Source organism: Nostoc linckia z4 (assembly GCF_002608075.1).
GTDB classification, from domain to species: Bacteria; Cyanobacteriota; Cyanobacteriia; order Cyanobacteriales; family Nostocaceae; genus Nostoc; species Nostoc linckia.
In genome coordinates this window covers 377,198-389,992 of the sequence record NZ_LAHA01000001.1, presented here as the reverse complement: position 1 = coordinate 389,992, position 12,795 = coordinate 377,198, and the positions used below count along the sequence as shown (strand labels likewise).

Below are 12,795 nucleotides of genomic sequence, written 5' to 3'. Positions count from 1 at the left end.
ATAAAGGACAAATGACTATTTACCCTTTTCCAGATTATCGCGCTGGCGGATCAAATCGATACCGCGAGATGTCCCCAATCGAGTAGCACCCGCTACGATTAAGTCTAGAGCTTGATTGATAGTACGGATACCACCTGAAGCTTTAATTCCTACCCTTTCTTTTGCCAATTCCTTCAAAAATCCCACGTCTTGGACTGTTGCACCACCATTCCAACCAGTATTGGTTTTTAAGAAACTTGCTCCCGCATCCATAGAAATTTCAGCAGCTATTTTTTTCTCCGCATCTGTCAAAAGGTTAGTTTCCAAAATTACCTTCACAGTTTTTCCAGTCTCCTCGCAAATTTCGGCAATTTCTCGATGCACTTGTTCTGTTTTGCCAGCTTTCAACCAGCCCAAGTTGATTACTACATCCAACTCAGTAGCCCCACTTTCCACCGCTTCTTGAGCCTCATACAATTTGACTGCTGAAGTCGTCGCGCCAGTGGGAAAACCAATCACTGTACAGACTTTCGGGTTCTTACCGTGGAGGAGTTCAACTGCTTGCTTGACATATGCAGGGTACAGGCAAACGGTGGCAAAATTGAATCTGTATGCTTCTTCACACCATTGCTCAACTTGCTCTGGAGTAGCCGTTGGCGTTAACAGGGCGTGTTCAATAAATGGCGCAATATCAATGTCCGGATAGTCTGCTGCCATCGTGTCTTCTTGCCAGTGATTGATTATTAAAGTTTATAAAAAATTAAAACATTTTTTATATATATATTAAACCACATTTATTACGAGTTTATCCTGAAAATAAGCTGCTGACTGAATCTGTGATGTCAGTTGTGCAGATGTCTCCTAATTACTGTAAGTATTTAAGTTGACATTAAGTGCCAGTAAGGTGAGAAATATCAACTGTATTTGTCACATTACTTACTAAGAAATTAATTATAGTTTGAGCTAATGCTTTCGATGCCAAATATGGTACACCGTTACCAATAGTTTTAAACATATTTGTCAGTGACATATTCTCTGGAAACACAAAATTTGCGGGCAAAGATTGGATGGCTAAAGCTTCTGCTACAGAAATTCTTCTAACTTTGTAAGGATGTAAGTGTACTTCATTATTACCGTAGCAAGCTGTTGGAGAATAGCGCCATCTGTGAAGACGCTTGAAAGATTTCTTAGAATCATCTCCTTCATCAACAACAGCAAATTTGGCGATACCTGCTCTTGGTTTAAAGTAATGTTCAGCATTAGGATGCTTGACAACATTATTTTTCTGAAACCAGTATTCCACTGTTAATTCCTGAGGAATATTATCAGGACAAGGCATCAGAGAATTTTCTTGGAATAAGTTGCACTTAGGCCAAGGGTAAGCAAAGATATTTTTTTGGTCGTCTAACATGTAACTTTTCCAAGGAAAAAAATCTTGATTTACTAATTCTTGTGTCTTCAATTGCCTTCCCATATCCAGGAGAAAATTATTTTTGAATCCCATCAAAATAATTCTTTCCCTATTTTGGGGTACACCATATTCAAGAGAATTAATTAAGCGCTCTGTTAATATATATCCTGCTTGCTGTAATCGTTGCTTCAAAGATTCAAAAAATAAACGATGTTTTTTTGTTTTCCATAAACCTTTAACATTTTCAAATAAAAAGAAATCTGGAAGATTTTGACAAATTAATTCGATATAACAAGCTGAGAGTTTGCCACAATCTCCCAAGTATCCTTTGTTTTTTCCCCCAATGGAAAAATCAGGACAGGGAGGGCCGCCAATAAAGCCAACAATATCGTTAAACTTGCGGCAGTCTTTGACTAACTTGCAAATGCCTTCCCCTTGTGAATCTTGCGTAAATTTACTTACGTCTCCTGCTTCGCCATGATGATAACCGTATTCTGGCAACCCTAGATTGAGAACCTGCCGTGAATAGCGATACGCTGCCATGAATGGTGAAAAAATTTCATTCACATAAACAATGTTAAAACCACTGATTTCAAAACCTAAATCCAGGAAGCCTGAACCAGCAAAAAAAGAAAAAATACAAGGGCGATCGCTCATTAAGTCACTATTATTATGAAATATTGATATTAATATTTTAAATTTTAGGGTTTTTACTTACGTACCAGTTAAAATTAAACACTAAAATTTTCTACTAAATAGTAAAAATTATTCAAATACCATCTCAGAACGAAATATAAAAGTTTACCCAATCTTTAAGGAAAATCCCTCACATCAAAACACTCTGAAGCCACAATTAAATATGGAAGTTTGCAAGCTTCCAAAAATATTTAAGACAAGTTTTGTCACTAAATAAAAAGCCGGGGTACTTCAGACTAAATTTCTATGCGAATTTTAATTTACTCATACAACTATCATCCAGAACCAATTGGTATTGCCCCACTAATGACTGAATTAGCAGAGGGACTAGTAAAGCGGGGACACCAAGTACGCGTAGTTACCGCCATGCCTAACTATCCTGAACGGCAAATTTATGAGGAATATCGAGGCAAGTGGTATCTCACAGAATTCAAAAATGGTGTTGAAATTCAACGTAGTTATGTTTGGATTCGTCCACAACCGAATTTGCTAGATCGAGTCTTGCTAGATGCTAGTTTTGCTGTCAGTAGTTTTATACCCGCCCTCATAGGTTGGCGTCCAGATATTATTGTCTCAACTTCACCATCTCTACCAAGTTGTGTACCAGTTGCTCTTTTAGGATGGTTACGTGCTTGCCCTGTAGTTTTAAATCTACAAGATATATTACCAGAGGCAGCTGTTCACGTGGGTTTGCTTAAAAATAAATTGCTCATCCAGTTGTTTACTTTATTAGAAAAATTTGCCTACCACAGTGCCACTAAAATTAGCGTCATCGCCGATGGATTTGTGGAAAATTTGCGATCTAAAGGCGTACAAGCTGAGAAAATTGTGCAAATTCCTAACTGGGTTGATGTGAATTTTATCCGTCCCTTGCCTCAAGAAAATAACGCTTTCCGTACAGCACATAACCTCAATGATAAATTCATAGTACTTTATTCAGGTAATATTGCCCTCACCCAAGGACTAGAAAGCGTTGTCAAAGCTGCTTCCATATTGCGCCACATTCCAGATATTACCTTTGTCATTGTTGGGGAAGCAAAAGGTTTACAGCGACTGCAACAGGAATGTTTAGACTGTGGTGCAGACAATGTTTTACTACTGCCATTTCAACCGCGCAAAAATTTGCCAGAAATGTTGGCAGCTGCGGATGTTGGTTTAGTGGTGCAAAAGAAAAATGTTATATCCTTCAATATGCCGTCAAAAATTCAGGTGCTACTAGCTAGCGGACGGGCTTTAGTTGCCTCTGTCCCTGATAATGGCACCGCAGCTAGGGCTATTCGGCAAAGTGGTGGTGGAGTCGTCGTTCCTCCAGAAGATCCCCAAGCTTTAGCTATGGCAATTTTTGACTTGTATCAAAACCCCGAAAAAGTGAAAACTCTAGGTTATAAAAGTCGCCAATATGCCGTGGAGCAGTATGCTTTTGAGCAAGCTTTAAATCAGTATGAGTCTTTGTGTTACTCATTAATTGCAAATCGTAGAACAATTCACTCGACAATAGTCACCAAACAAGAAGTGTAATCTACGACAGTGGAGTTACGTTGTATACAACAGAATTCAGAAGTAAAACAGCCTTTGCACATCTTTTGATGTTGACTGTTGACAGTTAACCGTCAACAGTCAACGAACTTAACAGGCAATAAATTATACAAAAAATTATAAAAATATTTCTTACCAGTCCCTAATCGCTTTTTCCAGCCAGCCTCCATAGACACCTGTTTTTTTGTTAGTATTCAAAAAAACCCATTGACACATTTTCAGATCGATTGTTTGTTACTTGTTAAGTAAATGTAAACAATTGTTTCAAAAGGAAAAAGCACCTGAGGTTTAATGACTGATTACTTCCAAGGAAATTTCCCATTACAATCTGTCCCACTAACAAAGAGTGTGCTGAAAAACCCCACCCAAATAGAAGAAGCAAGCGCAAAATTGGCTGCGATAATTGCTGAGGCCGCATCAGATCGCAAAGCTGGTGATATTTTATTGCTCAGAGTAGCAGACGTATCTTATCTAGCAGATTACTTTGTGATGATGACTGGTTATTCTAGGGTACAGGTAAGGGCCATAGCTCAAGCAATTGAAGAAAAAGTCGAAACACAGTTGCAGCGACGCCCCTTAAGGACAGAAGGAAAAGCCGAGGGGAGTTGGGTACTACAAGACTACGGTGAAGCGATCGTTCACATCATGATGCCCAAGGAACGGGAATTTTATAATTTAGAAGCGTTCTGGAGTCATGCAGAACGTATTTCCCTTCCAAAATCTGATGAGGGTGGGGTAAGGCAAAATGATTAGGTCTTCAGTTTCAAACTGCCCAGTTCCCGCAGACCAACAACCGCTTAATGAATACGAACAGTTAAAAACTTCCTGGCTGTTTCGTGATAGCACTTTAGATTGGCGGGACTATATCACGAAAATAATCTGGATTTGGGGTTTATCTTGGTTAGTTGCTGGCCCTGTAGCAGCAGCAAGTTTTCCTCCACAAAAATACATAGCCCATTTTATTCTCTGTGGTGCAGGAGGGGCAAGCATTGGGGTACTGCTGGCGGTGGTAAGGTTGTATTTGGGCTGGTTTTACGTGTGCGATCGCCTCTGCTCTGCCACAGTATTCTATGAAGAGTCAGGCTGGTACGACGGTCAAACCTGGACAAAACCACAAGAAATCCTCGATCGCGATCGCTTAATCGTGGCATACGAAATTAAACCTATCCTACGGCGGTTGCAATTTACCTTTGCTGGCTTGGCGGGAATGTTCGTTATTGGTACTATAGTTTGGCATTTGTTGTAAACCGTGATTGGGCATTGGGCATTGGGCATGGGGCATAGGGTATTGACCAATGACTAAGCGCAAAGTCTGAGCGGAGGTTTCCGACCATCAGAACTTTGTAAGAATGACTAATGACCAATGACTAATAATAAAAAAGTGATAAAAATAAACCCATGACAATGGGAAAACGAACTCAAGCCACGGCACTGGAAGTCCGGTTGCTGCGTGAAGGTATCATTGAATCCAAGCATATAGTCCAGGCCGTTGTATGCGACGAACGCGGACGGGTTTTAACCGTGGCCGGAAATTCTGAAACTGCTGCATTTATTCGTTCAGCACTCAAACCATTTCAGGCACTCGCAGTCACCACTACAGGTACGCTGGAACGCTATGACCTTAGCGATCGCGATTTAGCGATTATCACCAGTTCCCATAAAGGAACAATAGAACAAGTCAGACAGGTATTTAACATCCTTTGGCGAGCCGATCTTGACCCCACTGTACTCCAGTGTCCTATTCCAGAAGGTAAACGCAGTCCTCTGGAATACAATTGCTCTGGGAAACATGCGGGGATGCTAGCTGTTTGTCAGCAACGCCATTGGCCTCTAAATAACTACTTGGAACGCAAACACCCAATACAGCAGTTGATTTTGGGTAAAGTAGCAGAATTGCTACGAATGCCCGCAGAGGAATTTATCAGCGCCCATGATGACTGTGGTGCGCCTACTTATTTGATGCAACTCGGTCAAATGGCCTCTTTATACGCCCTATTAGCCTCTAGTAGCAACTTGGATATGGAGCGCATTGTCCGGGCTATGACTCATCACCCAGCTATGGTAGCAGGGGATGGAGAATTCGATACGGAACTGATGCGTTTAACTCCAGGGGAACTGGTGAGCAAATCTGGTGCTGAAGGAGTGCAGTGCATTGGTAGACTCGGTGAAGGCATGGGATTAGCAATTAAAGTTATGGATGGGGCAAAACGCGCAAAACACGCCGTTGCCATTCACTTACTCCAACAAATGGGTTGGATTAGTCCCAGCGCCGCCGAAAGCCTGAATGAAAAGTTTGTCACCTTAGGAAAATACAAGCGTTTAGAAGTAATTGGAGAATTATCGTTTTTGTAGTTGCCAAACTCTTGACTTTGAGTTAGACTAGAAAAGTCAAGAGCGACGCGGGATAGAGCAGCCTGGTAGCTCGTCGGGCTCAACTGGCAAACTTAACTAGACGCTTATTAGTTATGTTTGCTTTGGGCGGCACATAAAGAAACTTATGTGTGTTTATCTGTCAAAGTCGGGGAAGCCAATAGCGCGGTAATCCCGAACCAAGCTCCGGAAACGGAGAAGGTGTAGAGACTGGAAGGCAGACACCCTAACGATAACGCCGAGGGTGAAGGGACAGTCCAGACCACAAACCAGTTTATCTGGGCAACGAAAGTTGTAGTTGGTAAGCATAACCCGAAGGTCAGTGGTTCAAATCCACTTCCCGCCACCAAATTGAAGATAAAACAAAACCCTGTTTTCCAGAAAGATTACAGGGTTTTGTTTTATGGTGATTGTCAGCTACTTCGTTTTCATCTGACTAATGGACACAAAGCTTAGAGGAGACATAGCAGAATCAGCTGCTGTTCTTCATGCTCTAAAGCGTGGTTGGGGAGTTTTAAAACCTTTTGGTGATAGATTGCCTTACGATCTGGCATTTGATGTAGAGGGAATTCTCAATAAAAATCCAAGTCAAATACGCTTGGTTAGATGGGCCTTCTGGCAATTACGTTGTAGATAATCGCCGCACCAAAACAAATCGGCGGCTGATGGTTCGAGAACAATATCAACTATCAGACTTTGATTTTGCCCTGGTGTATATAGAAAAACTTGACCTATTCTATATTTTTCCTGTAGATGTGTTCATAAGTTATGGAAGTGAAGTACACCTTGTTGAGGCTGAAAAACGACAGCGTAAGCCTCGTTCCATACAATATCGCGAGGCTTGGGAATTAATCTCGCAAGCATCTGTAAGTAAAGAAAGTTGTGTTCCATCGCCTGTTGAACTCAAAGAAGCAGGATTTTAATTTATTCTGGAAGAAATAGCCATCCAAAAAGCGCGGAGAGTCATGGTTGTGAAGTTGCAGCGACCAATTTTAGTGGGAGGATTGGGACTGTCCTTTTCTCTGTGGATGTTACAAAGTTGGCATCATTCAATAATGCAGGTGGGTGAGTTTGGTTTATTGAGTGCCTTAGCTGTTGGTGGTGGTTTGTGGTTATTCCAACAAAATCGCCCAAAACATGGTTTAGAACAGCTAGATAGTATGCTTGTAGACCGGACGACTGTGGAAAGTGCCATCGTCAAAGCGGAAGCTGTGATTAACCAACTGGCACAAGAAGCAGAAAACCATAGGGCATTAGAGACCCTCAGAGAACAAGTTGCTCAATTGTGGTGGGAATTAGACAGGCAAGAAATTAAACTGACTGTGACTGGTGGTAAATCCGTCGGTAAAAGCACTTTAATTCAAGTCTTAGAAAAAAATCTCCAAACAGAAAATCTGGTTTCTCTACAAGAGACAGCGCCTTTGTTTAGAGAAGCTGGTGAAAATTCAGATGCAGCCGTTTTAGCAGAAGTGACAAAATCTGATTTTGTGCTGTTTTTGACAAATGGTGATTTGACTGATACAGAATTTCAAACTTTACAGCAGCTAAAAGCAGCAAATCAGCCTGCAATGCTGGTTTTCAACAAACAAGACCAGTATTTAGCCGATGAACGCGCTAGCATCTTACTGTCATTAAAACAGCGGATGCAGGGAAATGTAGTTGCAACTGCGGCCTCTCCCATCCCCGTGAAAGTCCGAAAGCATGAGGCTGATGGTTCTGTGCAGGAGTGGATGGAACAACCAGCACCAGATATCCAGCAATTAACCCAGCAGTTCGGTGAAATTTTGGCACAGCAAAAACAACGACTGGTTTGGCTAACTACCATCAGGAAAGCCGGGTTGTTGAAAGCTGAGGCGAAAAACTCCCTCAATGGAATTAGATGCGATCGCGCCACCCCAATTATTGAACAATATCAGTGGATAGCTGCTGCTGCTGCCTTTGCTAACCCAGTACCAGCACTTGATATTCTGGCCACTGCGGCCATTAATGCTCAGATGGTAATGGATTTGGGTAAGATTTATCAGCAGAAATTTTCCCTAGAACAGGCACAAACTGTAGCTGGAACAATGGGAAGCTTGATGCTAAAACTCGGTTTAGTTGAACTTTCTACTAAGGCTATTGGTACTGTTCTCAAAAGTAATGCTGTTACCTTTGTTGCTGGCGGCTTGGTGCAGGGGGTAAGTGCAGCTTATCTTACTAGAGTTGCAGGATTGAGTTTAGTTGAATATTTGCAACAGCAAGAAATAGCAGTGGATTCTGGTACTAATTTGAACTTGGAGAAATTGCGAGAAACTTTGCAAAAAGTGTTTGGGCAAAATCAACAAATTAGTTTTTTGCAGGGGTTTGTGAAGCAAGGGGTGAAGCGTTTGTTGCCAGAAGTGCAGCAAGTTGAAACAGTTGGTGTTCAGAACGTGGTGGGATAATCTCAGGCAGAGGATGAGTTAATTTGAGATTTTGGATTTCTGAAACTCTTATTTCTCTGCGTCCTTTGCGGTTTGGTTGATCTGTGAGTCCTGACACTAATTTTTTTACGAACCACAGAGGCGCTGAGGGCACAGAGAGAAGAGAGAAAGAGAAGGAAAAGATGCTTAACTGAACTGTGTTGAATCTAAAATCTCACATCAGTAAACTTAAAAATTTACCCAAGCTCAACAAAATGAGCTTGGGTGTATTTTAAAAATTATCGTGAGAGTTGCGAGTTAGCAAAAAATTGTAAATAAGGGTAGTTAGCTAAACAGCACCACTGTTTCTATTAAACAGAATCGCTATAGTTTTGAAAATTAGCTTTAAATCGTACACCAAACTCCAATTTTTTTGATACTGCAAATCTAGGCGAATTACATCTTCAAAACTACGGACTGTAGACCGTCCATTTACTTGCCATTCGCCAGTCATGCCGGGTTTGACATCTAAACGTTGCCACTCTGGTACTTCGTAGCGTTCCACTTCGTCAGGCGTGGGTGGTCTGGTACCGACTAAACTCATTTCTCCTTTCAAGACGTTCCAAAACTGAGGTAGTTCGTCAAGACTAGTTCGCCGTAAAAAACGTCCCACTTTGGTAATTCTGGGGTCATTTTCGTTCTTGAAAAATGCACCTTGCACTTGGTTTTTGACTTCGGATTTTTTTGCTTCCGCATCCACACACATAGAGCGGAATTTCCAAATTTTAAATTGTTTTCCCATCCAACCGCAGCGGGTTTGACTAAAGAAAATGGGGCCGGGATCGTTAATTTGAATAGCGATCGCAATGGGAATAGACAAAACTCCTGTAATTAATAAGCCAACGATTGACCCTATAATATCTAAGAACCGTTTCATCCAAGATGCAACAGAAGGATGAGTCTTAGGTAACTGCTCGACTTGACGAGAAGTTGTCTTGCGATTATCTATTGGCTCTTGTCGTTCTATTAGCGACCCATTGTCTACAGGTTCTAAGGGAAAAACTTGATCCAACCCTGTGAGTTTTAAAACTGCCATCACTTGAGGTGTTACATTCCGCAATCTTAATGCAATACCTTTAGCCTGGGCATATTTAAAATTACTGACCAAAGCACCTAAACCACTACTATCCATAAAAGTAGTTTGGTGAAAGTCAATGATAATTTGCTTGAGATATGAATTAGGTTGGATTAAGCCTTGGCAGGTTTGCTTAAAGCTTAAAGCCTCCAACACGCTCAACCGTGTGGGAACCTGCACTATAACCGTGTCGTTTAGGGAATGAACTGGAAAATCGACCTCTGTCGGTTGGCTAGTCATGAAGCTCTGCACTTTCGTTGCCATGTATAATGTAATCTGCCAAACATTATTTTGTCCTTTGAAAATTACTTAACCGTAATCAGGACTAATTACTATTTGCTCTTTCTCAGATTGTCAATCGCCAGTGACGATTCACAATAGAACAAGAAGCTAAAAAATATTCTTGCTGTTGTGCTGACGCAATGCGATCGCGTTGCTTGGATCAAATGATTGCTAAAACTACGGTTACACCTACCGCACGCCTGGTTGAGGTCTTCTCTGCCATTCAAGGGGAAGGACTGAATGTAGGGACTCGTCAGATTTTTGTTCGCTTTGCTTTGTGTGATTTGCGCTGTCACTTTTGTGATAGTGCCCACACTTGGAATGCACCTGTTAGTTGCCGGATAGAGCGATCGCCTGGATTGCGCGACTTTGAAATTTACTCTAATCCTGTCCCATTACCCATATTAATCGAATGGGTGGAAAGGCAAAATCTACCTTCCTTACACGATAGCATTAGCTTAACTGGGGGCGAACCACTTCTTCATGCTCCATTTTTAACTCAGTTTCTACCCAAAGTGCGAGACATAACTGGCCTACCTATATATTTAGAAACAGGCGGACACCGCCCAGAACAATTGGCAATGATTCTCCCCTACTTAGACTCTGTAGGAATGGATTTCAAATTGCCCAGTGTTAGCGGCGAAAGTCATTGGCAAGAACACGCAAAATCTCTCCAATTATGTCACGATTCATATTTAAATGTTTTTGTCAAGATAATTGTGTCTCAAAACACAGATCCAGATGAATTGGAGCGTTCAGCTTTATTGGTGGCAGATATCAGTCCAGATATACCAGTATTTTTACAACCTGTTACGCCTTTACCAGAGTCTGAACAATTTTCTCCAATACCTGTACTTGCCCCTACACCAGATCGAGTTTTGATGTGGCAAGCTCTGATGAAACAGTCTCTCAAACAAGTGCGGGTAATACCCCAGACACATAAAATGCTCAATCAACTGTAAAAGTTGCTGCTAAATCTACGTATTACTAAAGATTTCGTGAAAGTTAAAATAAATTTATATGAAATTTTATTAGCTAAAAAAATATATTAATTTTTATTAAGCTATTATCGAGCAATAAAGCTGCTAGCTATCAAAAAGCAGCTTTATTGAAGCTAAAAGATTTTGGATTTAGATTTTAAATTAACTATTGATTTTTTGGGGTGGGTATCGCCCACCCAACCTACTTTCTGGTTGCTACAGTGCGCTTTCGTCCATCGTTCTGGACTTAGCTTTTGCTTTATTAGCACTGCGTTTGAGGGCAGAGAGCCTTGCTTCGTATTTAGAGCGTTGACGCTTGCTAGGAGTGTTATCAATCAGGGTTTTCAAGGCGCTACCAAGACTTTTGTAGGCGTTGGGGAGGGTATAACCAAAACGAGTTGCCAAGGCGATCGCTTTTTCATCAGCATTGAGCAGTTCTTTTAGTTGCTTTTCCCCATTGTTCTTTTGATACAATCGCCAGCCTGACACGCCACACAGCGCTAAAGCTAACACCAAAAGCAATCCATCTTGTACCCACAATTCGCCGACAGCGCCGCCTAAACCGATGGCTAGTGCTGCCATTTCCCAACCATCTTTGGGAATTGTGTCGTTTTGAACGCGAGCAACTTCATGCCAGAACAGCAGATTACGCTGATCCATTGCGAGGGCATCCCATTTCACCAAGTCAATTTGAATTTCTACTTGGTCTTTACCAATTTCTTCGCAGCGGATCAGGGGTGGATTGACCTCAGTGGTGCCTTCTACCGTGACCCAGCTCTGCAATTCTGGCGGTAGTAAGCCTTTCAACCGCCGGAGTTCACTCATTTCCGCTTTAGCAGAGGAGGTTGCATAGGATGTCATAATATCCAGCCCCAGAAAATTTCAGTAAGTATATAGTGAGGGTATCACTTTGGAGTATAGCTATTTCAGTTACGATCCGTCTCACTCGTTAGGAAAACTTCCTCGTTTTTTTCGTGCTTCCATTGCCTTCTCCAATAAATCTAGCAATCCTGGAGCTTCTTCTTGGATACTGAGTAATAGTCTTTCTCCAAGTTCTATATTTCCCGGATCGAGGCCTGTTGCCATGACTTCTTTGAGGCGAGGAATTGCGATACCATCTACAATCTGAATTAATCCACTCAAACAACGGTGAAATTGTTTTTCTGTGAGAATTGAATCTTCCAAAGGAAACTCAATAATGGCACGGATTTCACCATCGGATGGGTCATATTCCCATTGCAGCATTTTGGTTTCCCAGGAAATGGCAAGCATTGTCTGTAGAATAGCTCCTTTGTGAGGATGGTCTTGAATTCCTGCCAGAACTTGAGGGGCAAACACTCGGAAAAATTTTCCCTCTTCATCCAACTGAACAACTATTAGAAAATCTTCTAAGTTATCAGCTTCTACACCTGTTATAATCCGGTCTTCTTCGTCATCAAAACGGTAGTCCCAACCAAGGTTATCTAAGTACTTGGCAATTTGTTTGAGGTTAGCTCCCATAAAAGCCTCATCAGGAATGCTGGAGCAGCTGTTACCAGACCTAGTTTAACCTGCGAGTGGTAGTGGTTTGAGTTAGGGTAGCTACTTATGGTAAATAAGGTATGGAGCATGGGGGAGCCACTGCGGTCTTGGGGTCTCCCCAAGTGGAGCAAGTGGCGTCATTGGGCATGGGGTGTTGGAGATGAGAAAAATAGATTTTAATGCTGGTGTATGAACATTATTTTCTGAAGAGCTTTTATTGATTATTTGAAGATGGGATAATTGTTTATTGCTAACTTTTAGGCAATAAAAAATATATAATTGGGAACAGTAAAATTTTAATATTATCTTCCATATTAGATAAGCAAATTGCTATTAAGTATTCTGAGAGAATTTTAAATAAAAGTGGAAATTTAAAGCTAAGCTGAGCAGTTTTCACAAAATATATGAAGCTTTTATAAATAAATGAAAACTTCACTACGACTTTTAACAGTGAATAAATATAGTGCAGAGGCTGGTAGAGTTTTATATAACAAGCAATGAATT

General features: G+C 41.3%; 13 protein-coding genes. 8 read left to right on the top strand and 5 right to left on the bottom strand.

All coding sequences use genetic code 11. From position 1 onward, the window contains the following. Positions 1 to 15: 15 nt before the first annotated feature. Together deoC and VF06_RS01760 are read right to left on the bottom strand one after the other, a co-directional pair. On the bottom strand, positions 16 to 696 hold the full coding sequence (deoC, locus tag VF06_RS01765; RefSeq protein WP_099070815.1) for a deoxyribose-phosphate aldolase: 681 nt from the start codon (positions 694 to 696) through the stop codon (positions 16 to 18). 172 nt (positions 697 to 868) lie between these two features. Beyond that, complete coding sequence (locus VF06_RS01760; RefSeq protein ID WP_099070198.1) at positions 869 to 2,047, bottom strand: DNA cytosine methyltransferase; 1,179 nt, start codon at positions 2,045 to 2,047, stop codon at positions 869 to 871. Positions 2,048 to 2,332: 285 nt separating this feature from the next. Here VF06_RS01760 and VF06_RS01755 point away from each other — a divergent pair, with 285 nt between their 5' ends. The 7 genes from VF06_RS01755 (at position 2,333) to VF06_RS01730 (ending at position 8,415) form a co-directional block, all read left to right on the top strand. Continuing rightward, entirely contained in the window at positions 2,333 to 3,604 is a 1,272-nt protein-coding gene (locus VF06_RS01755; RefSeq protein WP_099070199.1) for a glycosyltransferase family 4 protein, read from the top strand. A gap of 309 nt (positions 3,605 to 3,913) precedes the next feature. After that, the gene (rsfS, locus tag VF06_RS01750; protein WP_099070200.1) at positions 3,914 to 4,375 is read left to right on the top strand and encodes a ribosome silencing factor; all 462 of its coding nucleotides are present in this window, start codon (positions 3,914 to 3,916) and stop codon (positions 4,373 to 4,375) included. Beyond that, complete coding sequence (locus tag VF06_RS01745) at positions 4,368 to 4,868, top strand: CGLD27 family protein (RefSeq protein WP_099070201.1); 501 nt, start codon at positions 4,368 to 4,370, stop codon at positions 4,866 to 4,868. Before rsfS ends, VF06_RS01745 begins: the two co-directional genes overlap by 8 nt. A gap of 152 nt (positions 4,869 to 5,020) precedes the next feature. Continuing rightward, a complete protein-coding gene (locus VF06_RS01740; protein WP_099070202.1) occupies positions 5,021 to 5,974 on the top strand; it encodes an asparaginase in 954 nt (317 codons plus the stop codon). A 457-nt stretch (positions 5,975 to 6,431) separates the two neighbouring features. After that, positions 6,432 to 6,629, top strand: coding sequence for a group I intron-associated PD-(D/E)XK endonuclease (locus tag VF06_RS40170; protein WP_180267285.1), 198 nt, complete (start codon positions 6,432 to 6,434; stop codon positions 6,627 to 6,629). Continuing rightward, entirely contained in the window at positions 6,568 to 6,915 is a 348-nt protein-coding gene (locus VF06_RS40165) for a group I intron-associated PD-(D/E)XK endonuclease (RefSeq protein ID WP_306419451.1), read from the top strand. Before VF06_RS40170 ends, VF06_RS40165 begins: the two co-directional genes overlap by 62 nt. 42 nt (positions 6,916 to 6,957) lie before the next feature. Beyond that, a complete protein-coding gene (locus tag VF06_RS01730; RefSeq protein ID WP_099070203.1) occupies positions 6,958 to 8,415 on the top strand; it encodes a YcjF family protein in 1,458 nt (485 codons plus the stop codon). A gap of 307 nt (positions 8,416 to 8,722) precedes the next feature. On the opposite strand, the gene VF06_RS01725 is transcribed toward VF06_RS01730, so the two are convergent. After that, positions 8,723 to 9,772 carry an anti-sigma factor antagonist gene (locus tag VF06_RS01725; protein ID WP_099070204.1) on the bottom strand — a complete coding sequence of 350 codons (1,050 nt, stop codon included), beginning with the start codon at positions 9,770 to 9,772 and terminating at the stop codon, positions 8,723 to 8,725. A 182-nt stretch (positions 9,773 to 9,954) separates the two neighbouring features. Here VF06_RS01725 and VF06_RS01720 point away from each other — a divergent pair, with 182 nt between their 5' ends. After that, the gene (locus VF06_RS01720) at positions 9,955 to 10,752 is read left to right on the top strand and encodes a 7-carboxy-7-deazaguanine synthase QueE (RefSeq protein ID WP_099070234.1); all 798 of its coding nucleotides are present in this window, start codon (positions 9,955 to 9,957) and stop codon (positions 10,750 to 10,752) included. Between the two features lie 234 nt (positions 10,753 to 10,986). Here VF06_RS01720 and VF06_RS01715 read toward each other — a convergent pair whose 3' ends face one another. Together VF06_RS01715 and VF06_RS01710 are read right to left on the bottom strand one after the other, a co-directional pair. Beyond that, on the bottom strand, positions 10,987 to 11,631 hold the full coding sequence (locus VF06_RS01715) for a DUF3318 domain-containing protein (RefSeq protein ID WP_099070205.1): 645 nt from the start codon (positions 11,629 to 11,631) through the stop codon (positions 10,987 to 10,989). Between the two features lie 81 nt (positions 11,632 to 11,712). Further along, positions 11,713 to 12,270, bottom strand: coding sequence for a hypothetical protein (locus VF06_RS01710; RefSeq protein ID WP_099070206.1), 558 nt, complete (start codon positions 12,268 to 12,270; stop codon positions 11,713 to 11,715). Between the last annotated feature and the right edge of the window lie 525 nt (positions 12,271 to 12,795).